This is a genomic window from Actinoplanes octamycinicus (assembly GCF_014205225.1).
Classification (GTDB): domain Bacteria; phylum Actinomycetota; class Actinomycetes; order Mycobacteriales; family Micromonosporaceae; genus Actinoplanes; species Actinoplanes octamycinicus.
On the sequence record NZ_JACHNB010000001.1, the window covers coordinates 2176799 to 2202921 of the forward strand.

The 26123-nt window shown below is 71.2% G+C and carries 19 protein-coding genes and 1 tRNA gene; 14 read left to right on the forward strand and 6 right to left on the reverse strand.

Translation table 11 applies throughout. The features are described 5' to 3' along the window. The first annotated feature begins 83 nt into the window (after positions 1-83). From BJY16_RS09820 to topA, 3 genes are all read left to right on the forward strand, one after another. Positions 84-599: a hypothetical protein gene (locus BJY16_RS09820; protein ID WP_185038885.1), complete on the forward strand. Its 516-nt coding sequence runs from the start codon at positions 84-86 to the stop codon at positions 597-599. Then, positions 596-1336, forward strand: a complete 741-nt coding sequence (locus BJY16_RS09825; RefSeq protein ID WP_185038887.1) for a hypothetical protein — start codon at positions 596-598, stop codon at positions 1334-1336. Before BJY16_RS09820 ends, BJY16_RS09825 begins: the two co-directional genes overlap by 4 nt. Positions 1337-1640: 304 nt before the next feature. Continuing rightward, on the forward strand, positions 1641-4433 hold the full coding sequence (gene topA, locus BJY16_RS09830) for a type I DNA topoisomerase (protein ID WP_185038888.1): 2793 nt from the start codon (positions 1641-1643) through the stop codon (positions 4431-4433). Positions 4434-4522: 89 nt separating this feature from the next. Here the strand turns inward: topA and BJY16_RS09835 are convergent, their stop codons facing one another. Further along, positions 4523-5818, reverse strand: a complete 1296-nt coding sequence (locus tag BJY16_RS09835) for a D-arabinono-1,4-lactone oxidase (protein ID WP_185038890.1) — start codon at positions 5816-5818, stop codon at positions 4523-4525. A gap of 155 nt (positions 5819-5973) precedes the next feature. Here BJY16_RS09835 and BJY16_RS09840 point away from each other — a divergent pair, with 155 nt between their 5' ends. Further along, positions 5974-6603 (forward strand): TetR/AcrR family transcriptional regulator, encoded by a 630-nt coding sequence (locus BJY16_RS09840; protein ID WP_185038892.1) that lies wholly within the window; start codon positions 5974-5976, stop codon positions 6601-6603. Between the two features lie 64 nt (positions 6604-6667). Here BJY16_RS09840 and BJY16_RS09845 read toward each other — a convergent pair whose 3' ends face one another. Beyond that, positions 6668-7873 carry an amino acid deaminase/aldolase gene (locus tag BJY16_RS09845; protein ID WP_185038893.1) on the reverse strand — a complete coding sequence of 402 codons (1206 nt, stop codon included), beginning with the start codon at positions 7871-7873 and terminating at the stop codon, positions 6668-6670. A gap of 206 nt (positions 7874-8079) precedes the next feature. Between BJY16_RS09845 and tmk the strand changes: the two genes are divergently transcribed. Further along, complete coding sequence (gene tmk / locus BJY16_RS09850) at positions 8080-10095, forward strand: dTMP kinase (protein ID WP_373873432.1); 2016 nt, start codon at positions 8080-8082, stop codon at positions 10093-10095. Here tmk and BJY16_RS09855 read toward each other — a convergent pair. Then, the gene (locus BJY16_RS09855; protein ID WP_185038895.1) at positions 10085-11305 is read right to left on the reverse strand and encodes an SGNH/GDSL hydrolase family protein; all 1221 of its coding nucleotides are present in this window, start codon (positions 11303-11305) and stop codon (positions 10085-10087) included. The genes tmk and BJY16_RS09855 overlap by 11 nt on opposite strands. A gap of 197 nt (positions 11306-11502) precedes the next feature. Here BJY16_RS09855 and BJY16_RS09860 point away from each other — a divergent pair, with 197 nt between their 5' ends. Further along, a complete protein-coding gene (locus BJY16_RS09860; RefSeq protein WP_185038897.1) occupies positions 11503-12549 on the forward strand; it encodes an endo-1,4-beta-xylanase in 1047 nt (348 codons plus the stop codon). Positions 12550-13077: 528 nt separating this feature from the next. Here BJY16_RS09860 and BJY16_RS09865 read toward each other — a convergent pair. Then, positions 13078-14277 (reverse strand): DNA polymerase III subunit delta', encoded by a 1200-nt coding sequence (locus BJY16_RS09865; RefSeq protein WP_185038899.1) that lies wholly within the window; start codon positions 14275-14277, stop codon positions 13078-13080. A 534-nt stretch (positions 14278-14811) separates the two neighbouring features. On the opposite strand from BJY16_RS09865, the gene BJY16_RS09870 reads away from it, so the two are divergent. The 6 genes from BJY16_RS09870 to BJY16_RS09895 all read left to right on the forward strand — a co-directional run bounded on the left by BJY16_RS09870 (position 14812) and on the right by BJY16_RS09895 (position 21502). Beyond that, a complete protein-coding gene (locus tag BJY16_RS09870; RefSeq protein WP_185038901.1) occupies positions 14812-15138 on the forward strand; it encodes a YbaB/EbfC family DNA-binding protein in 327 nt (108 codons plus the stop codon). Between the two features lies 1 nt (position 15139). Beyond that, positions 15140-15436, forward strand: coding sequence for a hypothetical protein (locus BJY16_RS09875; protein ID WP_185038903.1), 297 nt, complete (start codon positions 15140-15142; stop codon positions 15434-15436). Next, positions 15436-16077, forward strand: coding sequence for a hypothetical protein (locus BJY16_RS09880; protein WP_185038904.1), 642 nt, complete (start codon positions 15436-15438; stop codon positions 16075-16077). The genes BJY16_RS09875 and BJY16_RS09880 overlap by 1 nt, the downstream gene beginning before the upstream one ends. A gap of 626 nt (positions 16078-16703) precedes the next feature. Next, a complete protein-coding gene (locus BJY16_RS09885) occupies positions 16704-17216 on the forward strand; it encodes a pyridoxamine 5'-phosphate oxidase family protein (RefSeq protein WP_185046370.1) in 513 nt (170 codons plus the stop codon). A gap of 663 nt (positions 17217-17879) precedes the next feature. Further along, positions 17880-19595, forward strand: a complete 1716-nt coding sequence (locus BJY16_RS09890) for a DUF7402 domain-containing protein (RefSeq protein WP_185038906.1) — start codon at positions 17880-17882, stop codon at positions 19593-19595. Then, the gene (locus BJY16_RS09895) at positions 19592-21502 is read left to right on the forward strand and encodes a S8 family peptidase (protein ID WP_185038908.1); all 1911 of its coding nucleotides are present in this window, start codon (positions 19592-19594) and stop codon (positions 21500-21502) included. Before BJY16_RS09890 ends, BJY16_RS09895 begins: the two co-directional genes overlap by 4 nt. Before the next feature lie 60 nt (positions 21503-21562). On the opposite strand, the gene BJY16_RS09900 is transcribed toward BJY16_RS09895, so the two are convergent. After that, a complete protein-coding gene (locus tag BJY16_RS09900) occupies positions 21563-23035 on the reverse strand; it encodes a hypothetical protein (protein WP_185038910.1) in 1473 nt (490 codons plus the stop codon). A 156-nt stretch (positions 23036-23191) separates the two neighbouring features. On the opposite strand from BJY16_RS09900, the gene BJY16_RS09905 reads away from it, so the two are divergent. Further along, the gene (locus BJY16_RS09905; RefSeq protein ID WP_185038912.1) at positions 23192-24031 is read left to right on the forward strand and encodes a PSP1 domain-containing protein; all 840 of its coding nucleotides are present in this window, start codon (positions 23192-23194) and stop codon (positions 24029-24031) included. Positions 24032-24056: 25 nt separating this feature from the next. Here BJY16_RS09905 and BJY16_RS09910 read toward each other — a convergent pair whose 3' ends face one another. Continuing rightward, positions 24057-25817, reverse strand: a complete 1761-nt coding sequence (locus BJY16_RS09910) for a metallophosphoesterase family protein (protein WP_185038914.1) — start codon at positions 25815-25817, stop codon at positions 24057-24059. Positions 25818-25934: 117 nt separating this feature from the next. Here BJY16_RS09910 and BJY16_RS09915 point away from each other — a divergent pair. Continuing rightward, positions 25935-26008 (forward strand) — tRNA-Thr (locus tag BJY16_RS09915). Positions 26009-26123 lie beyond the last annotated feature (115 nt).

Sequence of the window (26123 nt, forward strand, 5' to 3'; positions counted from 1 at the left end):
CCTCGTCCACAACGGGCACCCGGCGTCCGCCGGGTGCCCGTTCGCTTTCCCCGATTGTCCGACCAAGGCCGTACGCTGCTCCCATGCGCGCGGTCCGAATGATCTCCCTCGTGCTCGTGGTGTGGCTCGCCGGTTGTTCCTCCGGGCACGGGGCGCAGGCCTGGGCCGCCTCGGTGTGCACCGTGCTGGCCCCCTGGCGCAGCGAGATCGGCACCCTGACCACCCGCACCCAGCAGCAGATGACCACCCGCACCACCCCCGGCCAGGCGAAGGAGAACCTCGCCCGGCTCTTCGACGGGGCCCGCGCGGCGAGCGAGGAGGCCCGCGCCGGGGTGGAGCGCGCCGGGGTGCCGGATGTCAGCGGCGGCGACAAGATCGCTGCCGCCTTCGTCGGCTCGCTGACCGGCATGCGGGACGCCTACGGGACCGCCCACGACGGCATCGAGGCGCTCGACACCGGCACCAGCACCTTCTACGACCAGGTCGCCGATGTGGTCGAGCGGCTCGACGCGGAGTATGCGAAAAGCGGCCTGGACACCTCGAAACTCGATTCGGTCGAGCTTCGGCAGGCGTTCGAGTCGCTGCCCGAGTGCCAATGACGGAGACCGGGTGGCCGCTGATCCCGCGGGAGACGCTGCCGCCGCCGGTTCCGGTGGAGCGGCGGCCGCACCAGCGCGGGACGCCCGGCCGTGCCGGTGGCCGGCAGCTGCCGATGTTCGGGGCGGAGACGATCGAGCCGTCGCCGGCCGATCTGGCCGGGCTGCTGGCCGGGCCCGGTCAGCTGGGGCGGATGGGCGGGACGGCCCGGGTGTCGGTGATCGTCGACGACGCGTGGCGGGTGCACGTGCTGGTGGCCGAGCTGGTCGCGCGCGGCCTGGCGGCGACCTGGGCGCCGGTCCTCCACGATCACGATCAAGATCCGCTTTCGGTACGACCGGAGCCCGCACCCGACGAGGAGATCTCGGACACTCCCGAGGAGCCGCCCCCTCCCCGATTCGAGGTGCGCACGGCGTACTCCCGGAGGTTGAACGCTCTCGCCGCCGCGTGGCCGGCCGCCGCGGCGCAGCTTTTTCTCTCCGGTCCCCGCCTCCGGCTCTGGGTGGCGGCGACCGGTTACCCGCGTCCCGGCGGTTACCGGCTCGGCCTCGATCCGGCCAAGGATCTCGCCGCGGTGGACTCCGCGCTGATCAGAGCCGGTCTGGCCGGCCGTGTCTCGGAGGACAAGCGGTCCTACGTGATCGCCGGCCGCCGCCGCCTCACCCGGCTGGCCGAGCTCGTCGGCGAGCGCCCGGAGGCCGCCCCCGCGGAATTCTGGCCGGGTGGCGCGGCTGCGTGATCTTCGCGGAATGTGTCCGACATAACAGCGTCCTTCCGGTGTACGGTGTCGCGGTCGGACGCGTGCGGTGGCCGGACCGTTACCATCCGACTGCGGGGTTCCCCGGGAATGAGGGCTCGTCCGGCGCGTTACGTTGAACATCTGTGCTCTGCCGCGGGTGATGCCGGGGCCGGGCCGGGAAGGCGCGGCCGCGGAGTTCGGGGCCGGGCCGGAACGCTCGGCCGCGGACGATCCGGGGCCGAGCCGGGAACGCCGAGGCCGGGCGGTGAACGCCGAGGATCTCAACGAACGAACTGGGAGTGCCGTGCCGAGTGACGCCAGGACGACCCGTCTGGTCATCGTCGAGTCTCCGTCGAAGGCCAAGACGATCGCCGGTTATCTGGGCCCCGACTATCTCGTCGAGGCCTCCGTCGGCCACATCCGTGACCTGCCGCGCAACGCCGACGAGGTGCCGGCCAAGTACAAGGGCCAGCCGTGGGCACGGCTCGGCGTCGACGTCGACAACGGCTTCCACGCCCTCTACGTGGTCTCCGACAGCCGCAAGCAGCAGGTGGCCAAGCTGCAGAAGCTGGCGAAAGAGGTGGACGAGATCTTCCTCGCCACCGATGAGGACCGCGAGGGCGAGGCGATCGCCTGGCACCTGATCGAAACGATCAAACCCAAGGTGCCGGTCAAGCGGATGGTCTTCCACGAGATCACCAAACCGGCCATCCAGGCCGCCGTGGCGAACCCGCGCGACATCGACCGCTCCCTGGTCGACGCGCAGGAGGCCCGCCGCATCCTGGACCGGCTGTACGGCTATGAGGTCAGCCCGGTCCTGTGGAAGAAGGTGATGCGCGGCCTCTCGGCAGGCCGTGTGCAATCGGTCGCCACCCGGATCGTGGTCGAGCGGGAGCGGCAGCGGATGGCGTTCCGCTCCGCGGAGTACTGGGACATCCAGGCCCAGCTGGCCGTGCAGGGCCAGGTCGAGGGGCCGCGCTCGTTCCAGGCGACGCTGATCGCGCTGGACGGCGACCGGATCGCCACCGGCAAGGACTTCGAGCCGACCACCGGGCAGCTCAAGCCGGGCGGCACCGCGGTGCAGCTGGACGGTGCCGGCGCCCGCGGGCTGGCCGCACGCCTGGAGGGCCGCCCGTTCGCCGTCACCCGGGTGGAGGAGAAGCCGTACCGGCGCCGGCCGTACGCGCCGTTCATCACCTCGACCCTGCAGCAGGAGGCGGCCCGCAAGCTGCGCAACTCCTCGGCACAGACGATGCGCACCGCGCAGAGCCTGTACGAGAAGGGCTACATCACTTATATGCGTACGGACTCGGTGAACCTCTCCGAGACCGCGATCGCCGCCGCCCGCCGTCAGATCGCCGAGCTCTACGGGGCGAACAGCGTGCCGCCGCAGCCGCGCCGCTACACCACCAAGGCGAAGAACGCGCAGGAGGCGCACGAGGCGATCCGTCCCGCCGGGGACAACTTCCGGACCCCGGGCGAGGTCGCCAAGGAGCTGACCACCGACGAGTTCCGGCTGTACGAGCTGATCTGGCGGCGGACCATCGCCTCGCAGATGACCGACGCGGTCGGTAACTCGATCAGCGTCCGGATCCGCGCGGTCTCCACGGCGAACGAGGAGGCCGACTTCGCCGCCTCCGGCAAGACGATCACCGACCCGGGCTTCCTCCGGGCCTACGTGGAGTCCTCCGACGACGAGAGCGCCGAGGCCGAGGACGCCGAGCGCCGCCTGCCGAACCTGGTGAAGGACCAGCCGCTCACCGCCGACGAGCTGAACGCGCTGGGCCACCACACCTCGCCGCCCGCCCGGTACACCGAGGCCTCGCTGGTCAAGGCGCTGGAGGAGCTGGGCATCGGCCGCCCGTCCACCTACTCGTCGATCATGCAGACCATCCAGGACCGCGGCTACGTGGAGAAACGCGGCCAGGCGATGATCCCGTCGTTCCTGGCGTTCGCGGTGATCGGTCTGCTCGAGGGGCACTACCCGCGGCTGGTCGACTACAACTTCACCGCCGCGATGGAGGGCCAGCTCGACGACATCGCCGCCGGGGACGGCACCCAGCTGGACTTCCTCACCTCGTTCTACTTCGGCAGCCAGGCCAGCGGGGCGGACGAGGAGATCGCTCGGGCCGGTGGCCTGAAGAAGATGGTGACCGAGAACCTCAGCGCGATCGACGCGCGCGAGGTCAACTCGATCCCGCTCTTCACCGACGAGGAGAACCGGCAGGTCGTCGTCCGGGTCGGCAAGTTCGGGCCGTACCTGCAGCGCAAGGCGCCGGCGCCGGAGGGCGCCGAGGAGGAGCCGGCCGAGGACCGCGCGTCGATCCCGGAGGGCCTGGCGCCCGACGAGCTGACCCCGGAGAAGGTGGCCGAGCTCTTCCTGGCCGGCAACGGGGACCGGACGCTGGGCGACGACCCGGCGACCGGCGAGCCGGTGCTGGTCAAATCCGGTCGCTTCGGGCCCTACGTGCAGTCCGGCGAGAGCAAGTCGTCGCTGTTCAAGTCGCAGTCGCCGCAGACGCTCACGCTGGAGCAGGCGCTGCAGCTGCTGTCGCTGCCCCGGGTGGTCGGCAAGGACGCCGAGGGCAACGAGATCATCGCGCGGAACGGCAAGTTCGGCCCGTTCATCCAGCGGCTCAAGGACTCGCGCTCGCTGGAGAGCGAGGACCGGCTGTTCACCGTCACCCTGGACGAGGCGCTCGCCATGCTGGCCGCGCCGAAGGTCCGGGGTCAGCGCGGCGCGCCCAAGCCGCCGCTGCGCGACCTGGAGGGCGTCGACCCGGTCTCGGAGAAACCGCTGCTGGTCAAGGACGGCCGGTTCGGGCCGTACGTGACCGATGGCGAGACGAACGTGACGCTGCGCCGGGGGCAGACCCCGGAGGAGCTGACCCTTCAGGAGGCGATCGAGATGATCGCCGAGAAGCGCGCGAAGGGCCCGGCCCCGAAGAAGAAGGCCGCCGCGAAGAAGGCCGCGCCGGCGAAGAAGGCCGCGCCCGCCAAGAAGGCGACGGCGGCCAAGAAAGCCACGGCGACCAAGAAGGCCGCGCCGGCGAAGAAGGCCGCACCCCGGAAGGCCACTTCCACGGCAGCCGAGTGATCGCCGTTCGCCGCCGATGAGATGGCAGAAAACCGGCCTGCCATCTCATCGGTCACCAGGCGAATCGCCGCGGAGCGAAGCGGAGCCAGTCAGCCCAGCACCCGGTCCAGGTATTCGTTCGTGAAGACCCGGGCCGGGTCGAGGCGGTCCCGCACGGCCAGGAAGTCATCGAATTTCGGGTACGCCGGGCGCAGGTCGGCCGCCGTCCGGTAGTGCAGCTTCCCCCAGTGCGGCCGCCCGCCCAGCGGCTCGCAGAGCGCTTCCAGCGCCTTGAAGTACGGCTCGTAGGGGCTGCCGAGGAACTGGTGCACCGCGATGTAGGCGGACTCCCGCCCGTACCCGTGCGAGAGCCAGACGTCGTCCGGCCCGGTGAACCGCACCTCGACCGGGAAGAGCACCTTGAACGGCAGCGAATCGATCAGCCGGGGCAGCGCGTCGATCACCTCGGGCAGCGCCTCGCGGGGCACCTCGTACTCCATCTCGGTGAACCGGACCCGGCGCGGCGTGCAGAACACCCGGTCGGAGCGGTCGGTGTAGCTGCGGGCGCTGAGCGCGCGGGCGGCCAGCGCGTTCATGGCCGGCACCGTCCCGGGCCACTTCTGCCCGATTGTGCAGACCCCTTGAAAAACGGTGTTCGACAGAAACTCGTCATCCAGCCAGCCGCGGATCCGGGACAGCGGCCGGTCGTGCGCCGGCACCCGGTTGTTGACCTTGAGCTGGGCCCGGTCGGTGTACGGATACCAGTAGAACTCGACGTGGTCGTTGGCCGGGATCCACTCCTCGATCCCGGCCAGCACGTCGGCCAGTGCCATCGGCTTCTCGTCGGCCAGTAGGGTGAACGCCGGCACGCAGCGCAGCGTCACCTCGACCAGGACGCCGAGCGCCCCCAGTCCGGCGCGCACGGCGGGGAACTCGGGGGAGCCGAGGTCGTACCTCTCGATCTTGCCCTCGGCGGTGACCAGGGTGACCGCCTCGACGCAGGAGGCCAGCGTGGCGTGCTTGATCCCGGTGCCGTGGGTGGCGGTGGAGATCGCCCCGGCCACCGTCTGCACGTCGATGTCGCCCAGGTTCGGCATGGCCAGCCCGTGCCGGGCCAGCACCGCGTTCAGGGTGGACAGCTGCATCCCGGCCTGCACGGTGACCAGCGGTCCGTCCACCGACACCAGCTGGTTCAGCCGGTGCACGAACATCCGCTGGTCGTCGGCGACCGCGATGGCGGTGAACGAGTGCCCGCTGCCGACCGTCTTGATCCGGCGGCCGGCCCCGGCGGCGGCGCTGACCATGGCCGCCACCTCGTCGATGCTTCCGGGCGCGAGCACCTCGGCCACGGACTCCTGGTTGCGTCCCCAGTTGGTCCACCGGCGGGAGTTAACGGGTGTAGTCATTCCGGCTTTTGTCCTCCGTCCGAGCGGACACCAGCACCTGGCGTCCCGTCGATGCGCCTCGCTCGTTGATCCGAGTAACGTTCGATTTATCTCTGGAATTTATTCACGACCTGTCGTCGTGGATGAATTTCACTGCTGAGAGGGAGTGGCGACGCGTGTCGACACCAACCGTCAGCACCGGACCGCTGCGGCGGGTTCCGGTGCAGGGCAGAAGCGTTGCCCGGGTTCAACGCATGCTCGACGCCTGCGCCGAGCTGGTGGACGAGGTCGGCTATGAGGGCCTGACCACCACCCTGCTGGCCGAGCGAGCCGAAGTCGCCATCGGCTCGGTCTACCAGTTCTTCCCGGACAAGCGGGCCATCGTGCAGGCCCTCGCGCTGCGCAACATGGATGCCTACCTGCAGAGCCTCTCCGACCGCTTCGCGGCGGAGACCTTCGCGCACTGGTGGGACGCGGTGGACGCGGCCATAGACGGCTACATCCACATGCACCGCAGCGTCCCGGGTTTCCGCACGCTGCACTTCGGCGACGTGGTCGACCTGCACCTGCTCGACTCCGACCGGGACAACAACGCGGTCATCGCGGAGCGCCTGGCCGAGCTGCTCACCGACCAGTTCCAGCTGGTCGACCGGGCCCGGGTGCGGTTCTCCCTGCAGATCTCGGTGGAGGCCGCCGACGCGCTGATCAAGCTGGCGTTCCGGCGCGACCCGGCCGGTGACGAGGCCGTGCTGACCGAGGCGAAAGCGCTGATCCGGGAGTACCTGCACCGGCACGTCCAGGCCTGAGCCGGCCCGTTCCGGGTCGGCCCTTTTCGGGTCAGCCCGTTCCCGGTCAGCCCGTTGTTCCGGGTCAGCCCAGGAAGGCATGACCCTCTCCCCGGTACGTCGGGGCCGGCGTCGCCGTGTCACCGTCCACCAGCTGCAGCTCGTTGACGTGTTCGCACAGCTCGCCGGCCTTGGCGTGGCGGAACCACACCCGGTCGCCCGGGCGTAGCCGCTCGGCGGCGGCGCCCAGCAGCGGGGTCTGCACCTCGCCCGGCCCCTCGTCCGGCTTGAAGGCCAGCCCCTCCGGCAGGTACGGCGCCGGCAGCCGGGACGCCTCGGCCGGGCCGGAGGCGATCCAGCCGCCGCCCAGCACGGTCGCGATCCGCGGCGCCGGGCGGCGGACCACCGAGAGCGCGAAGAAGGCGGCCGGGGTGGGCTGCCAATTGCGGTAGGCGTCGAACAGGGTCGGGCCGTACAGCCCGGAACCGGCGGTGACCTCGGTGACCGACGGGTCGGCGCTGGTCGCGGCGACGCTGCCGGTGCCGCCGCCGTTGACGTACTCCAGATCCGCGTGCTCGCGGACCGCCTGCACCGCGGCCCCGCGCCGCCGCAGCAGCTCCGGAAGCGCCCGGCTCTGCATCAGCCGGATGGCCCGGCCGCGCAGCGCCCGGCCCGGCGGGTCGTCGCCCACCCCGGCGATGTGCGCCTCGTAGGACATCATCCCGACCAGCCGGAAGCCCGGCCGGGCGGCGATCGCCCGGGCCAGCGCGCCGGCCTGGGCCGCGGAGTGCACCGGCGAGCGCCGGACCCCCACGTGCAGCGGCCCGGCCGGTTTCCAGGAGGCGTCGAGATCCAGGCAGAGCCGGACCGTGGGGCGATCCTTGGGGGAGGAGACCTGGTCGACCAGGTCGAGCTGGGAGGGGTGGTCCACCATGATCGAGATGGCGGCGGCCAGCTTCTCGTCGCCGGCCAGTTCGGCGAGCGCGGCGCGGTTCGCGGTCGGGTACGCCACCAGCACGTCGTCGGTCACGCCGGTGCGGACCAGCCAGATCGCCTCGGGCAGCGTGTACGCCATCACGCCGTGCCACCCGGGCCGGGCCAGGACCCGCTCCAGCAACGATCTGCACCGCACCGACTTGCTCGCCACCCGGATCGGTTTGCCCGCCGCGCGAGCGGTCAACCGGTCCGCGTTGTCGTCGAACGCGGCCAGGTCGACCACCGCGAGCGGGGTCTCCAGATGGGCGGTGGCCGTCTCCAGTCGGCGGCGCAGGGCGTTGCGGTCGGTGAGCACACGCGCACGCTATCCCGTCTCCGGCCAACGCGAAAGACATTCATCTCTGATTGACTCCAAGGTGGGAAGCCCCGGTTGGCCGGCACCGCCGGATACAGTGCTGCGAGCAGTGACCACGGGGAGGTAGGGCCATCAACACGGAAAGCCGCCAGGAGACCGCACCGGTCGACCTCTCGGGTGCGGCCGCGCTGCGCTCCGTCCTGCGGATCCGCCCGTTCCGCCGGCTCTGGCTGGTGCTCGGCGCCGCCTCGTTCGGCGACTGGATCGGCCTGCTGGCCACCGGCCTGTTCGCCTCCGCGCAGTTCACCAACACGGCGGCGCAGGGCGCGGCGTTCGGCGGCACGATCGCCGTCCGGCTGCTGCCGGCGCTGCTGCTCGGCCCGATCGCCGGCGTCTTCGCCGACCGGTTCGACCGGCGCTACACGATGGTGATCACCGACCTGCTCCGGTTCGTCTTCTACGGCTCGATCCCGCTGGTCCCGCTGCTCGGCGGCTCGCCCGCGCTGACCGTCACCTGGGCCACCATCGCCACCTTCATCGGCGAGACGATCACGCTGATCTGGATCCCGGCCAAGGAGGCCGCGGTCCCGAACCTGCTGCACCACAAGTCCCAGATCGAGGTCTCCAACCAGCTCACCCTGGTCACCACGTACGGGATCACGCCGATCCTGGGCGCCCTGGCGCTCTCCGCGCTGACCGCCGGCGTGCAGCACTCCGGGGTCTCGCTGCCCGACTGGGCGCAGCCGGTGCAGCTCGCCCTCTACATGAACGCGCTGTCCCGGCTGGCCACCGCGCTCGTCGTCTTCTTCGGGATCAAGGAGATCGGCGGCAAGAGCGCGGAGCGCGAGCGGGACGCCGAGCAGAGCATGTTCAAGCAGTTCCTGGAGGGCTGGAAGTACATCGGCGGCACCCCGCTGGTCCGCGGCCTGGTGCTGGGCATCTTCGGCGCGTTCGCGGCCGGCGGCGTGGTGATCGGCGCGGCCCGCACCTACGCCACCTCGCTGGGCGCCGGCGAGGCCGCGTTCTACCTGCTCTTCGGCACCATCTTCCTGGGCCTGGCGGTCGGCATCGGGGTCGGCCCGATGATCGTCAAGGACCTGTCCCGGCGCCGCTGGTTCGGCATGAACATCGTGCTGGCCAGCGGCTCGGTGATGTTCCTCGGCCTGGCCTTCCACCTGTCCATGGCCCTGGTCGGCGCGCTGCTGGTGGGCGCCGGCGCGGGCATGGCCTTCCTGGCCGGCACCACGCTGCTCTACGGCGAGGTGGACGACGCGGTCCGCGGCCGGGTCTTCGCCGTGGTGCAGATCGGCGTCCGGATGGTGCTGCTGCTCGCCATCACGCTGGCCGGCCTGCTGGTCGGCCTGGGCAGCTCGCGCCAGGTCGACCTGGGCCCGGTCAGCTTCGACGTCTCGTCGACCCGGGTGCTGCTGCTGGTGGCCGGGGCGATCGGCATCTGGGTGGGGATCGGCGCGTTCCGCCAGATGGACGACAAGAAGGGCGTGCCGATCCTGGCCGACCTGTTCGGGTCGGTCCGCGGGCGGCCGCTCGCCCCGCCGGAGGAGTTCCTCCGTACCGGGCTGTTCGTGGTCTTCGAGGGCGGCGAGGGGGCCGGCAAGTCGACCCAGGTGACCCGGCTGGCCGACGTGCTCAAGGCGGAGGGCCGGGACGTGGTGGTGACCCGGGAGCCGGGCGCCACCGACATCGGATCCCGGATCCGCGGGCTGGTGCTGAACAAGGAGCACGGCGAGGGGCCGTCGCCGCGGGCCGAGGCGCTGCTGTACGCCGCCGACCGGGCGCACCACGTGGCCACCGTGGTCCGGCCGGCGCTGGCCCGGGGCGCCGTGGTGATCAGTGACCGGTATGTCGACTCCTCGCTGGCCTATCAGGGCGCCGGTCGTACCCTGCCGGTCCAGGAGATCTCCTGGCTCTCCTCGTGGGCGACCGGCGGGCTCAAGCCTGACCTGGTGGTCCTGCTGGACGTGGACCCGAACGTCGGGCTGGGCCGGGTCAGCGCCCGCGGTGAGGGCGCCGACCGGCTGGAGTCCGAGTCCAAGGCCTTCCACGACCGGGTCCGCTACGCGTTCCTCGACCTGGCCGCCGCCGACCCGAAACGCTACCTGGTGCTGGACGCGGCCCGGCCGGCCGAGGAGATCGCGGCGGCCGTTGCGGAACGGCTCGCCGGGCTGCTTCCCGAGGCGGTCCCGGAGCCCTCTAGATCTTGAACAGGCGCAGCGGCACGGCGGCGGCCATCGCGGCCATCCCGGCATCGTTCGGGTGCAGGTGGTCGCCGCTGTCGTAGGCCGGGTTCAAGCGCAGCGGATCGGCCGGGTCCCGCACCGCCGCGTCGAAGTCGATGACGGCGTCGTACTCGCCGGAGGTCCGGATCCACCGGTTCAGCGCGGACCGCTTCCGCTCGTTCTCGACGCTGTAGAAGCCGAGCGTGTCGTCCTTGAACGGCAGCACCGTCGCCCCGTAGGCACGCAGCCCGGCCCGGTGCGCCCGGGCGATCAGCTGCCGGTGCGCCCAGACCAGATCGTCCGCCGAGACCACCTCGTCGAGCGGCGCCGACGTGCCCGGGTGGCCGAGATCGTTCACGCCGAGCAGCACCACCAGGAACTCCGCGCCGGGCTGGGCCAGCACGTCCCGGTCGAACCGGCGCAGCGCGCTCTGCCCGAAGTACGCCGCGTAGTTCACCGCCGGGCTGCCGGCCGGCGGGTTCGGGTCGTGCAGCAGCCGGTTCCCGGAGACGCCCACGTTCGCCACCCCGAGCCGGTGCCGGAGCCGGGCCGACAGCAGGTCCGGCCAGCGGTGGTTGGCGTTCGGCGCGGTGTTCGCGCCGTTGGTGATCGAGTCGCCGAGCGTCACGATCGCCCCGCCGCTCGCCCGCACGCTGACCCCGGACAGGAACAGGTACTGCTGGATCGTGCTGGTCGGCGTCACGCTCGGCGCCGCGGTCACGTTCCCGGCGGCGATCACGTTGTCCTGGAAGGCGAAGGCGGCCAGCGTGGTGACCGGCGTCCGCTCCGGCAGGTAGACGCTGATCACCAGGTCGGCGCCGCCGGGGACGCGCAGGGCGACCGGGTCGCTGACGATCGGGGCGCCGGCCGGGACGGTGACCGAGGTGCGCCGGCCGAAGGTTACCCGGCGGTCGGCGTCGCCCAGCCGCACGTGCACCTCGCCGATCCGCAGCGGGGTGTCGCCGAACTCGTTGGTCAGCCGGATCCGCACCTGGTCGCCGCCGACGCTGAGGTGCACGACGTGCCGCACCGTCTGGTCGGCGAGGACCAGCGGCGCGGTCGGCGGGACGGTGGTCGGGACCGCCGCCCAGCTGGCGATCTCCCGAGCCGGATGGGCCGCGGCGGGACTCTCGGCGAGCGCGCCGGCGGCGGCCGCGCCGGCGGTGAGGGCGAGGAGCTGGCGTCTGGTGGACATAGCACGCTCCGAAAGTTTCGGAAATATCCGGGACAGATCTCCGTAACGTAGAGCTGCCCATCTATGGCGTCAAGAGCAAGATACCGGCTGCCGCGCCATCCGAACGCTCGGACGATCATCGATGGACACGGTTGACGCCGAACCGCCATGGTGCTTAACGTTTCGGCATGTCACCGTAACTTTCGGAGGCACTTCTCATGAGATTTGGACGCATCGCCGCCTTCCTCGCGGTCAGCCTGGCGGTGGCCGGTTCCACGCCGGCCAGCGCACATCCGGCGAAGGACGACGGGTCGCTGCGGGCCGCGGCGCGCGGCACCGACGTGCGGATCGGCACCGCCGTCGACATGGCGGCGCTCGGCGCCGACGCCCCCTACAAGGCCGCGGTCGCCCGCGAGTTCGACACGGTCACCCCGGAGAACGTGATGAAGTGGGAGGTCGTCGAGCCGCAGCCCGGGGTCTACGACTGGACCGCCGCCGACCAGCTGGTCGCCTTCGCCCAGAAGAACAAGCAGCTCGTCCGGGGGCACACGCTGGTCTGGCACAGCCAGAACCCGTCCTGGCTGACCGAGGCGAACTACACCCCGGCCGAGCTGCGGGCGCTGCTGCGCAAACACATCTTCGACGAGGTCGGCCACTTCAAGGGCAAGGTCTGGGCCTGGGACGTGGCGAACGAGGTCTTCAACGAGGACGGCACGCTGCGCGACACCATCTGGCTGCGGGCGCTCGGCCCGGACTACATCGCCGACGCGTTCCGCTGGGCGCACCAGGCCGACCCGAAGGCGCTGCTGTTCCTCAACGACTACAACAACGAGGGCATCAACGCGAAGAGCGACGCCTACTTCGCCCTGACCAAGCAGCTGCGGGCCAAGGGCGTGCCGGTGCACGGCTACGGCATGCAGGGGCACCTCGCCATCCAGTACGGCTTCCCGAGCACCGTGCTGGCCAACGTCCAGCGTTTCGACAAGCTCGGGGTCAAGACCGCGTTCACCGAGGTCGACGTGCGGATGCTGCTCCCCGCCGACGCCGCGAAGACGCAGGCCCAGGTCGAGGGCTTCAACCTGCTGCTGCGCGCCTGCCTGCTGGCGCGGCACTGCGTGTCGTACACGGTGTGGGGCTTCACCGACAAGTACTCCTGGGTGCCCGGTGTCTTCAGCGGTGAGGGCTCAGCCACCCCGATGGACGAGAACCTGCAGCCCAAGCCCGCTTACCACGGCCTGCGCGAGACGTTCCTGCTGGCCGGCTGACCACCTTCCGAGACCAGGCTGCGCCGGCACCGTCCGCCGGCGCAGCCTCTCGGGTCCGCCCTCCTGGGGCCGCTTTCCCGCCGCCGTTCGCCTTCCTTGCGCGCCGCTTTCTTGCGCGCCACCTTCTGCGCGCCACCTTCTGCGCGCCGCTTTCTTGCGCGCCGCCTTCTGCGCGCCGCTTTCTTGCGCGCCGCCTTCTGCGCGCCGCTTTCTTGCGCGCCGCCTTCTGCGCGCCGCTTTCTTGCGCGCCGCCTTCTTCGCGCCACCTTCTGCGCGTCGCTTTCTTGCGCGCCGCCTTCCCCGCGCCGGACCGCTTCTCTCGCGGCTACTTCTCAAGATCAACTTCAAGGGCTTCATTGCCACGGTCCGCGCTGATAACTGATCGCCGCTCCCGCGGGGACCCTTCCGGGCCGGGCTGGCCGCTGGCGCGTCCAGAACGCCCGGCCCTCCAGGGCGACGTCCGTGGGTGGTCGCGACGTGCCAGAACCCCACCCGGAACCCGAGCCGGTCAGGCTCCGCCGACGTGGGTCAGCCTTTCCAGAGGTTGAGCATCATGGCTTCGACGGCGATCTCGGGCTTGACGTTCTGGTTGATCGACTCGCGGCACGCCAGAACCGCCTCCAGGCGGCGCAGAGTGCTCTCCGGCGACCACTTGCGGGCTGCGGCCTCGGACTGCGGGGCAACGTCGCCGTGCACCACCGCGACCGGCGCGCGCAGCGCGGTGACCAGCACGTCGCGGTAGAAGCCGGCCAGGTCGACCAGCGCCCGGTCCAGCGCGTCCCGCTGCGCCCGGGTGGCCCGGGACTTCTGCCTTTTCTCCAGATCCTTGATCTGGCCCGCGGCGCCCCGCATCGCCCCGGCCGCGCCCCGGCCGGTGCCGCCCGCGCCGAGCGCCTGCTCCAGCGCCGAACGCTCGGCCGTGTCGGACTCCGCCACACTCGCCGCGGCCTCCGCCTTGGCCGCCGCGACCAGCATCGCGGCCACGTCGAAGCAGGCGCCGACCCCGGTCAGCCGTTTCGGCACGGCGAGCACGGCCTCGCGCCGGGACCGGGCCTCCGCGTCGGCGGCCAGCAACCGCGCCCGGGTGATGTCGCCCTGCGCCGCGGCCGCCGCCCAGACCGCGGTGTCCGACGCCAGGCCGTCCCGCGCGACCAGCGCCGCGGCCACCGCGTCGGCCGGCGCCTGGCGCAGCGCCACCACCCGGCACCGGGAGCGGATCGTCACCGAGATGTCATCCGGATGGGTGGACGGGGTGCAGAGCAGGAACACCGTCCGCGGCGGCGGCTCCTCGATCGCCTTGAGCAGCGCGTTGCCGGCTGCCTCGGTGAGCCGGTCGGCGTCCTCGATCACCACCACCTGCCAGCGCCCGCCGGACGGCGCGGTCGCCGCCCGCAACACCAGCGCCCGCATCTCGCCGACCCCGATGGAAAGCCCCTCGGGCACGACGAACCGCACGTCAGCATGCGTTTTCCCGAGCACCGTGTGGCAGCCGTGGCACGCACCGCAGCCGCTCCCGCCGCGCTCGCACTGCAACGCCGCGGCGAACGCCCGCGCCGCCAGTGACCGCCCCGACCCGGGCGGCCCGGTGAAGATCCAGGCGTGCGTCATCGCCCCGCCGGCCACCGGCTCCCCGGCCACCACGCGTGCCGCCGCGGCCGCGGCCCGCCGCAGCGTCTCGACCGGCTCGTCCTGGCCCACCAGGTCAGCGAAAACATCACCCGAACTCACCCGACGATGGTATTGCCACCCCCCGACAAAACCCACGGACCGGTGGTCCCACCCCTGCCCGGTGCCGCCTGCCTGCTGGTGCTCGCCCTTCGCGACACGCTCAGCCCCGCTGTTCCTCGCCGACGCCTACGGCCGCCCGTCTCCCGCGTTCTCCCGCGCCGTTCTCTCCGCTGGAGCCGCCACGCCCCTCTCCCGCGGTCCCGCGCCCTTCTCTCCGCCTTCCCGCCACGCCCCTCTCCCGCGCTTTCTCTCCGCCGACCCACCGCGCCTTTCTCTTCGCCGACCCGCCATGACCCTCTTCCGGACAACCTCGGCCGGTCTGCCCCTGACCTCGCCCTCGGATTTCCGTCGTGGGGACCGCATCACCCACCCTTCGCTCCTTGGGGTAACGCAAAGTGATGATCAACAGGCTTCTCGGTGACGGTGCGTTCCGGCATGGGAGTTATCCACAGAGGACACCGTCAGGCCGGGATGGCCGGTAGATTCACCCTTCGGAAAGCGACGGTGACATGACGCGTGGTGAGGAGCCGGTGCATGGCCCGGGAGATCGACGAGGCGTGGATCGATGAGGCGATCGATCGGTACAAGCGCGTCGAGGGCCTGCGCGCCGACTTCGACCGGGCGGTCGCCGCGCACCAGGTCTCGGTGCATTCACCCGATCAGTCCATCGAGGTGGTGGTGACCGCGGCCGGTGACATCGTGGACGTCCAGGTGCACGGTGGCCTGCGCCAGCGGGACCAGGTGGAGTTCGCCCGCCAGCTGAAGGCTGTCGTCACCAGCGCCACCGAGGCGGCCCGCTGGGCACGGGAGAAGCTGCACGCCGAGGTTTTCGGATCGTTCCACCCTCTGGAAGGCCGCTGACATGGACCGACTCGCCGACCGGATCGACCAGGCCGCCGCCACGCTGGCCACGATGGACCGGCGGGTGCCCGAGCTGGTGCCAGGCGCTGCCGCGTTCGGCGCTGACGACGCCGGGCGACCCGGCCGGATCGGCCGGCGCCTGCACGAGGACTGGGCGGCGGTGCTGCGGGCCCGGGCCGGCGAGGCCGCCGGGCTGGCCGGCCGTCTGTCCGAGATGGCCGAGGCGGTGCGGGCGAACTCGCGGGACTACGCCGAGACCGACAACGCGGTCCAGCACCGCTTCCTGCGAGGGCTGTGATGGATCGCCTCGACCACCTGCTGGCCGCCACCGAGTCGCTGCTGAGCCGCGTCGACGAGGTGCTCGCCACGGTCGGCGCGCCGGCCGGCCACGACGTCTGGCCGGAGCTGCGCCGGGTCCGGCTGCTGCCCGGTGACGCAGTGCGGGCGGTCGCCGCCCTGCATCCGGCCGCGGTCGCCGAGGCGGTGCCCGAGCTGCGCGCCCAGGCCCGGGCGTGCGCCGCCACCGCCGACGCGTTGCCGCTGGCGACCGACTGGTCCGGCGCCGCCGCCGAGTCCTATGAGGCGGCCCGCCGCCGCACCGCCGAGCAGCTCAACGCCGGCCCGGACAGCCTGTCCCGCCGGATGACCGCGACCGCCGACCTGGCCGACGCCGTAGCCGACTGGATGACCCGCACCCGCCACGCCCTGGCCACCTGCTTGGCCGGCGTGCTCACCTCAGCCCCCGCCCTGACCGTCGGTCCCGCCCACCTGGGCGCCGCCACCGAGACCAGCACCCAATCCGGCCTACCCACCCCCGACGAGTCCCGAGCCGCCGCCGACATAGCCGCCCGGTTGCTGGCCACCATCGCCAGCGCCTACGACCAGGCCGAAGACCTCCTAACCGAAGCAGCCCCTCTGAAATCCCCCCAACCCGCCTAACCGCCATCCGCCTAACCGCCACCCGCCTGATCGCCCACCCTCCGGATCTCTCGCCGCTTGATCGCCCGCCGCCCGCTACCCGCCGCTGGCCGCCCGATCGCTCGCCGCTTGATCGCCCACCCTCCGGATTTCTCGCCGCCCGCCGCCCGCCGCCCGCTACCCGCCGCTGGCCGCCCGATCGCTCGCCGCTTGATCGCCCACCACCTGCCACCCGCCGCTGGCCGCTCGATTGCGCGCCGCCCGATCGCCGATTCCGCGTGGTCACCGACCCCGGGTGGCCGGAAATCTCGCCGCCCCTAAGACACCTGCCTCCGCGGCCAGGTGGGCACAGCCGTCCACCCACGACAGGTCGATCGAGGCAGTCCGTCACTCAAATCGGGCCTATCGCGCCAGCCCATTCCTTCGCGGCCTGCCGATCGAGGCGGTCAGACGTGCAGTTGTGGTCTGCGGCCCGTCCGGGGTCCGTTGGCGTCCCGCTCATCGGGTGGGCCGGATCGAGGCGATGTTGCTGGGGGCCGGAGCAGGGCGATGTTGCCGGAGCTGGATCCCAGCGATGTTGCCCGGGGGTCGGAGTGGGGCGATGTTGCCGGGGGAGTTGGGTGGGGTGGGACCGATATTGTTCATTGATGGCTTTGACGAATCCCTGGCTGGCGGGGCCTGTGCCGACGCGGCGGTTGCCGGGTGAGCGGCTTGAGGAGCGCATTCGGAATCTGTTCTCCAGCCAGAACATGTGTGTGCTGGCCACGAGCGGTCCGGACGGGCCGGTGGCCACGCCGGTGCGTTACTACTCGCTGGACTTCGCGGTGATGTTCACCGCTTCGCCCCGATCGCCGAAGATGCGGAACATCGCGGCTGACCCGCGCGTCTCCGTCGGCATCTTCGCGCCGCTGCACGGGCTTGCCAGCAGCCGTGGCGCGCAACTCTTCGGCAAAGCGCGGGTGCTCGGGCCGGACGATCCGGAGCAGGCGCCCTACTGGGAGGCCTTCCGCTGGGAGAACGAGCACGCCGAGCGAGGCCGTCCGCTCACCGAACCCCCGGCCGAGACCCTGGTCGTCATCGACCCGGACCGGATTGTCTACACCGAGCACTGGCTCCGCCGCGACGGCTTCGCCCCACGCCAGACCTGGCGGCCGGCGTGAAGGCGGGACGGTTTCGCCCTACGCCAGACCTGGCGGCGTGAAGGCGGGGAGGGCTTCGCCTCGCGCCGGACCTGGCGGCCGGCGTGAAGGCGGGACGGTTTCGCCCTACGCCAGACCTGGCGGCGTGAAGGCGGGGAAGGCTTCGCCCCGCGTCGGACCTGGCGGCCGGCGAAGGCGGGAAGAATCGCGATGAGCCCTGCCATCGACACAAAGAAATGGGTGACTGCGCTGTGCTGACTCGTCAGGGCTCGGCAAGCAGGGCCGGGGACCGGCGCCGACCAGGCAGAACGGTGTGACGAAACGGCTACGCACGGCCACTTCGGGCCGCTACGGACAGTGCTCATTTCGTACCGGAGAGCTTGAAGCCTAAAGGTATTGACTCCCGTGAGCGGAGGACGGATCTTGGGTAGCGGTGCGCCGGTCGCGCCAATCCGGTGAAACCGGTGGATTCGGGTCATTGTGCCCGATGGAAGGGACGAACGAGCAGGTCAGCGCGGTGTCAAACGGCCTTGGGCAAGGCGCGCGGATAGCTCGGAATCGATGTGAGTGGGATATCTCACGTCGGATCGCTCACGTTTCGTCCTCGCGGTCTTCACATTGGTGCAGAAGTTTCTAAAGTGAAGATCGCTTGCATACTGCGAAGGCCTGCGGGGGACGATGGGCTTGAAGAGAATTTCGCGCTGGAGTGCCTTCGGGGCGGTCACGGTGCTGGGCGTCAGCCTGGCCACGATGCACGCCGACGCGGCCTCCGCGGTCGGCTGCGCCCCGGGCGGCGCGCTCAATGTCGTGGCGCACCAGGATGACGACATCCTGTTCCTGAACCCGGACATCCAGCGTGACATCGATGCCCGACGCTGCACCGTGACCGTTTTCGTCACCGCCGGCGACGCCGACAAGGGCGAGGCCTACTGGCGCGAGCGGGAGAACGGTCCGCGGGCCGCCTACGCGTTCATGGCGGACGCCGACGACGACTGGAACAAGCGCACCGAGAAGTTCGCCGGTTACCAGGTCGAGTTCGACACCCTGGAGGACCGGCCGGAGGTCGGCCTGATCTTCCTGCGCGCGCCGGACGGCGCGATGGACGGGAGCGGCTTCCCGACCACCAAGAAGGAGAGCGTGCAGAAGCTCTACCAGGACACGCTCAGCTCGATCCACTCGGTGGACGGCGTCAACACCTACACCAAGGCCGGCCTGACCGACCTGCTGCTGGACATCATGCAGACCCTGCAGCCGGAGGCGGTGCGTACCCAGGACTACGCCGGCAAGCTCGGCGACCGGGACCACAGCGACCACCACGTCGCCGGCTACTTCGCCTACGCCGCGCAGAAGCGGTACACCAACCCGCACCGCGTGGTCGGTTACCAGGGCTACCCGATGTCCGGCGCGGCCGCCAACGTGGCCTACGCCGACGAGGACCGCAAGCTCGCCATCTTCGAGGCCTACGCCCCGCACGACCCGCTGGTCTGCCAGAACGCCGCCGACTGCCTGAACGGCGCGCACGACATCCGCTCGTTCCGGCAGTACCACACCGACGGTGAGTACAGCGGCACGCAGAACGTCGCCCCGCTGGCGACCTACACCGCGTCGTCGCAGAACACCAAGACCGGTCAGCTCGCCACGAAGGCGGTGGACAACCTCGGTTACACGACGACGGACACCAGCCGTGAGTGGGTGACCGTCGGCGGCAAGACCGGCAGCTGGATCCAGGCCACCTGGCCGAACGCGCAGACCATCGACCGGGTGGTGCTCTACGACCGGCCGAACCTGAGCGACCAGGCGCTGAACGGCACCCTCAAGTTCAGCGACGGCAGCAGCATCGCGGTCTACGGCCTGCCCGACAACGGCGAGGCCAAGGTGGTGACGTTCGCGCCGAAGAAGGTGACCAACGTCCGGTTCACCGTCACCGCGGTCGGCGCCAAGACGGTCAACGTCGGCCTCGCCGAGCTGCAGGCCTACTCGACCACGGTCGCGCCGCGGGCCACCGTGACCGCCTCCTCGCAGACCGCCGGCACCACCCAGCTGGCCGGCAAGGCGGTGGACGGCTACACGGTCGGCACCGGCATCGGCTACAACCGGGAGTGGGCCACCTCGGGTGGCAAGACCGGCAGCTGGCTGCGCCTGGACTGGAAGAGCCCGCAGACCGTCGACCGCGTCGTGCTCCACGACCGGCCGAACGCCAACGACCAGATCACCGGCGGCACGCTGAAGTTCAGCGACGGCAGCACGGTCTCCGTCCCGGCACTGCCCAACAACGGCTCCGGGTACACGGTCAGCTTCAGCAAGCGCACCACCACCAGCCTCACCTTCACGGTGACCGGGGTCAGCTCGACCACCAAGAACGTCGGGCTGGCCGAGATCCAGGTGGAGCCGGCCCGATGAGCGCCAGCCCCGGCAAGCACCGGTACCTGCGGCGGCTCTCGCCGCGGGCGAAGACCGCGCTGTTCGCCTCCGTCGTAGTGGTCGCCGCCGGCGTCACCATCCCGGCGTTCGCCGGTGACGGCCCGACCGTGGAGCTGATCGTCGGTCTGAAGCAGAACAACGCGGACAGCTCCGCGCAGCGCCTGCTGGACAAGGGCTACAAGCTGCGCGGCGCGGCCCTGCTGGAGAAGCTGGCGGCCCGCACGATCGTGGTCCCGGCCGACGAGGCCGACTCGATCTCGGCGGTGCTCGAGGCCCAGAAGGGCGTCGACTACGTCGAGGAGAACCGGACGGTGGTGGCCGCCGCGGCCGAGGAGCCGTCCGGCGAGCCGGCGACGGTGGAGTCGACCGGCGAGCCTGCGGCCGAGGAGTCGACCGGCTCCACAACGGCCGAGGAGTCGACCAGCTCCACAAAGGCTGCCGACACCCCGCCGCCGCCGAACATGCGTGACGTGCTGACCCAGATCGCCGTCCCGGCCGCCTGGGAGACCGCCACCACCTGGAGCAGCCCGGTGGTCGCGGTGGTGGACACCGGCGTCAACCCGGTCGGCGGGCTGGCCGACGTGCTGCTTCCCGGCGAATCCTTCATGCCGAACATCGACAGCAGCGCAGATGACAGCACGAACAGCCACGGCACCGCGATGGCCTCACTGGTCAACGCGGCCTGCCCGACCTGCAAGATCCTGCCGGTGAAGGCGCTGGACATGCGCGGCACCGGCGAAGACGACAAGATCGCTCCGGCCGTCGAGTATGCGGCCGATCAGGGCGCCAAGGTCATCAACCTGTCGCTGGGTTATCAGGACCGGACGGCCACGGCCGGTCAGACGATGCAGCGGGCGATCGACTACGCCCGGGGCAAGGGCGCGGTCGTGATCGCCAGTGCCGGCAACTCCGTTCGCAACAACGAGTGGGGCGTGCTCAAGCAGTACCCGGCCGCCAATCCCGGCGTGCTGGGCGTCGGCGGGATCAACACCGCCGGCGGGCGGTACACCCCGGACGACGATCCGAACAAGGATCCCAAGAAGCGGATGGGGACGAACTACGGCGCCGACTGGGTCGACCTGGCCGCGCCGTACTGCGCGGCCGTGCTCACCGGCACCGGCGCCACCACATCGATGTGCGGCACGTCGGTGTCGACGGCCCTGGCCTCCGCGGTCGCCGGACTGGTCCGCGCCCGCACCTCCACGGTCAACCTGTGGACCGTCGAGAACGCGCTGACCAGCACCGCCGTCCCGCCGAGCGCCTCGGACAAGTGGGTCGCCTTCGGCACGGTCCGGGCGGACCGCGCGGTCGGCAAGGTGGACACCACCGCGCCGAAGATCACCGACGCCACCCCGGCCTACCTGACCAAGTTCCGCGGCACGGTCTCCGTGACGGCGACCGGCGTCACCGACACCGGCGGCGGCTACCTGGCCGGCTCCGGCATCCTCGGCGCCGCCCTCTACGCCGACGGCGCCTTCGTCGGCAGCGACTACACCGCGCCGTACGCCGTGAACTACAACAGCGGCACCCGCAACGGCGTCGTGAAGCTGCAGTGGAAGGTCTGGGACAAGGCCGCCAACCTGGCCGTCTTCTACCGCAACATCGTCGCGGACAACACCAAGCCGAGCTACAAGTTCAACGCGCCGGCCAACAACGCGAAGGTCGGGAACACCGTCAAGGTCACCGCCAGCACCTGGGACGGCGGCAGCGGTGTCTACCGGGCCGAGCTGTGGATCAACAACAAGCTGATCAAGACCAGCACCAGCACCAGCATCTCCTGGTCGGTCGACACCCGAAGCCTGGGCAAGACCATGAAGGTCTCGCTCGGCGTCCGGGACAAGGTCGGCAACGTGGTCTACTCGCCGGTGCGGACCTGGAAGAAGTAACCGCCCGGTGGTCGCCTGCCGGACCGGCCCGATCCGGCCGGCAGGCGACCACCGCGGGGATCACGGCCGGGGACGCCGCCGCCGGGAGCCCAGCAGGATCGCGCACATCCCGCCGACCAGCAGCCCGGCCCCGGTGATCACCAGGGGCGCCAGCTTCGGCCCGGTCACCGGCAGGGTCGCCGCGGCCGCCGATGCCGGACCGGCTTCCACGGTGTGCCGCCCCGGCTCGGGCGCGACCGCCGCCGCCTCCAGCATCCCGATCCCGAGCTCGGCGACCGCGCCGGCCGATCCGTAGCCGGCCTTGCCCCGGCCCCGCTCCGGGGCGCGCAGCACGGACACCTTGACCGCGGTCGCGCGGGCCGCCAACGCGTGCCCCTTCGAGGCCTGCCGGACGTCGCCCAGCGCCACCCGGACGATCGCCTTCCCGGCTGGGGCACCTTCCAGCAGCGGCGAACCGCCGCCGGCGCCACCGGACGGGATCGGCAGGCCGGGGATCGACGGCACCGGCGACCCCCGCGACGGCAGCACCGGCGACGGCGACGACTCGGTCACCGGGCCCAGGTCGTCGACGGTCACGTCCAGGCGATCGGTGGACGTCTCGAGTCGCGTACCGGAAACTCCCGGTCCGGACACCTCGACCACCGCGGGCTGGAAGCGGACCTCGCCGCCCTCGGTCGCCGACATGCTGACCCGCAGGGTCGGCGCCCGTAGGATCTTGATCCGGACCTCGCCGCCGGCGATCTCGATCCGGCCGGCGGTGACGGTCGCCTCGGCGACCGACCGCGCCGCGCCGCCGTTCCCGTGCAGGCCGGTGCTGCTCGCGGTCGAGGACTGCGACGGTACGGCGATCAGGTCCCCACCCAGCCGGATCCGGTCCAGCCGGGTCGACGACCGGGAGATCTCCCCCCGGCCGGTCCCGCACCCGAACTCCGGCTCCCACCGGGCGCGCGCGGACATCGCCCCGCCACCCACCTGGATCGGCCCGAACCGCTTCGGCCCGGTGTGCTGCTCGATCGGCTCCGGGTGCGACGGCGGCGCCTGCCGGAGCACCTGCTCGGCCGCGGGCGCCCCGGCGACCCGTCCGTTGAGGATCAGCCCGGCGGCCGCCGACTTCACCGGCGCGTCGGCGATCATGACACTGCGCGCGTCGCCGAGCCCGACCCCGGCGACGACGTCGGCCGGCTTCTTCCGCCAGGCGGCCGGCGCGAAGCTGGACTCGGTCCGCAGCTCCTCCAGCACCTTCCCGGCGCTCTCCTCGGGAGCCGGCGACGCCGACGAGGAGGGCTCTGGCGACGGAGACGACGGCCGCTCGTCGCTGTCCCGCTTCGGCAGGCCGGCCCCGTGCTCCCGCTTCGCCGCCGCGGCTCCGAGGTCGAGCCGCTGGATCCGGAGCAACTCCGCCTCCGCCTGCGCGGCATACCGCTGCGGCCGGGCACAGGACTCCGGCGCGGCGAGCGCCGGCAGGGGTGCGGTCAGCGTGCCCGCGAACCCGAGCGCGGCGACACTGGCGGCCAACGACCTGGCGGGTGTCATGGCAGTTCCTTTCGACGCGAGCCGCCGGGGCGGCGTCTACGGGACTGGCCAACGAAGGTCGATAGGGGCGGTTGCGCGGCATCTATGCGACAACCCTCGCGGGTAGTTCAAATCCGGCATTTGGTGCGGCTGGTCAAGGGTCGTAGGGTTGTCGTCATGGGCATGCTGTGCGCGGTCAGTTTCAACCGGTACGGCCGCCTCTACTACCTCGATCCGGGCGAGTTCACCCCGTCCGTCGGCGACCGCGTGCTGGTGCCGACCGACGACGGTCCCGAGGTGGCGGAGTGCGTCTGGGCGCCGCAATGGGTCAGCGAGGAGACCGACGGATTCCCCAAGATCATGGGGATCGCCGGCGACGACGACCTGCGCCGCGACGAGCTGCTCCGGAAACGCAAGGCGGAGGCCAAGGTCGCCGCCAAGAAACTGATCAAGGCGCACGAGCTGCCGATGAAGGTGGTCGCCGTCGACCACGTGCTGGACCAGGGCGGCGCCAACGGCCCGCGGACCACGATCTACTTCACCGCGCCGCACCGGGTCGACTTCCGCTCGCTGGTCCGCGACCTGGGCGCCACCCTGCACTGCCGGGTCGAGCTGCGCCAGCTCTCCGCGCGCGACTCGGCCCGCGTCCAGGGCGGCATCGGCTCCTGCGGCCGTGACCTGTGCTGCGCCACCTTCCTGACCGATTTCGAGCCGGTCACCATCCGGATGGCGAAAGACCAGGACCTCCCGCTCAACCCGCTGCGCATCTCCGGAGCCTGCGGCCGCCTGATGTGCTGCCTCAAATACGAACACCCGCTCTACCAGCAGTTCCAGGCCTCCGCGCCAGCCGTCGGCAGCCGCGTCAGCACCCCGGAGGGCGACGGCCGGGTGGTCGCGCACAGTGTGCCGAAGGATGCGGTCGTGGTCCGGATGGACGCCGACGGCTCCCGCTGCTCCTGCTCCCGAGCGTCGGTCTGCGCCCCGCGCCAGGCGCACGACGCGCATTACAACCCGTAGACCCCTTTGCCGGTACGCCCTCCGCTCACGCCCGTGGCGTCCCCGGCCCCGCCACCGGGATGGGCGGCTCGATTCGGTGCACCTCGATCGGCTCCTCCGGCCGTAACCAGGGCGCGTGCGGCTCGCCGCCCGGGTCTGCCGCCCAGCGATGGCAGACCCGGTCCACGCCGAGCGGATGGATGGTCAGCGTCCCCTCCCGGTCGATGTGCAGTCGCAGGAAGCTTTTCGCGTCCTCGATGCCCTGCCCCGCGAAGAGCTCGTTGAGGTTCACGTCGAAGGAGCTCGCCACCAGCAGGTACAACGCGAGCAACTGGGTGGCCAGGATCGCGATCACCGGGCCGTAGAGCACCGCCGCGACGATGAACGGGCCGGGCCACGCCCAGTCCTGGAACGGCAGCCGCAACCACACCCAGGTGCCCGCCGCGGCCAGCCCGATCTGCGCCAGCCCGTGGCTCACCCCGAGGATCCAGTGCCGCGCGTGTTTGGCCTTGGCCGCGCCCGGCGGTTTCGCGAAGAGCACCGTGCCGATCATGATCAACGTCAGCATGAGCAGCAGCGGGATGCTGAACAGCCGCTGGATGTTGCCGCCCTGCCGGGCCGCGCCGGCCATCGGCAGCATGGTCAGCGTGTGGATGATGCCGAGCATGGTGGCGAACCCGGCGTTGCGCCGCGGCACCCGGTGGAAGACGCCCCAGCCCAGCTTGCGCGACTGGGCCGACTCCGGGAAGCGGGCCGCCAGCCGGTAGTCCCGGCTGCGGGAGCGGCTGCGGGTCAGCGTCTCCCGCGGCGGCACCACGATGGTCTCCGGCAGCTTGTGGGTGCCCAGCAGGTACGCCCCGCCGCCGCCGCAGGTGATCAGCTCCCGATCGTCACCGGTGTATCGCGCGTAGTGGTGCAGGTCACCGGAGACCAGCACCCGCACCTGCGCCTGGGTGGGCGCCAGGATGGTGCGCAGGAAGTAGTCGACGGCGTCGTACGCCTCCGGGTTGTCCCGCGCTTTCACCCAGGTCGGGGACGGGGTCATCAGGATGATCCGGTCGTCCGGCCCGACCTCCCGGGCCGCTTTCTCGAAGTAGAGCAGCTGGGGATCGTCGATGTACGCCCCGAACTGCTCGTCCACCGCGAACAGCCACCAGTTCTGCGGCAGCTTCACGGCGAAGTACGACCGGCGCTGCTCGGTGCGCCATCCGCCGATGTGCCCGTCCTTGCGGCGCGCGAAGAGCCGCAGGAACGCGGTCAGCCCGTCGTACCAGTCGTGGTTGCCGGGCAGCGCGAACAGGGTGGGTCGCGGTTCCCCGGCCGGCGCCTCGGGCAGCGCCGCGCGGTACGGCCCCTTCATCCGGCTCTCGTAACCGTCGCCACTGGCCAGCGGATAGACCTGGTCGCCGCCCATCAGCAGCAGCCGGCCGCGGGGCAGGGTCGCGCCGGCCACGGTCAGCGACGGCTGGGCGAGCAGCCAGGCGATCGAATACGTCGCGTCGAAGCCGTCGCCCAGATCGGCCACGTAGTCCAGCCACATCTCGCCGTCGGCCGTCGCCGAGTGGTCGAAGAAGTCGGCGTCCAACGCGTTCTGCAGCTCGCGCTTGTCGAGATAGGCCCCGAAGAAGATCGCCAGCAGCGCCCGCAGCCCGGTGCTGAGCAGCAGCAGTGGGGCGAGCCAGCCGATCGGCTTCTGCGGGGTGAAGCCGAGCTCCTGCGGATCGAGGCTGCCCGGCCGGGACGGCATGGTGTGCTCGGCCTCGGCCGGCGGGGCGGCGGCGGGAGGCGCGGGGGGAACGACAGGCATCGACGGATCCTCTGTCACAAAAAGCACACTAGCCCCGGGGTACGACATCGGCAGTCCTCAGCAGCCCCGGCCCGCCCGCAAAATCGATCTGCCGGTGTCGTACACTTGGGAACTGTTGCCGCCTTAGCTCAGTCGGCTAGAGCGACGCACTCGTAATGCGTAGGTCGTCGGTTCGATTCCGACAGGCGGCTCAGAGAACGGCCCTGACCAGGGTTTTAGCTGGTCAGGGCCGTTATTTTTGTCCCTCGGATTTGAACTTCCCCCCGGAAAACCCCCACTAACTGGCAGCGGCGATCAGGTCCGGCG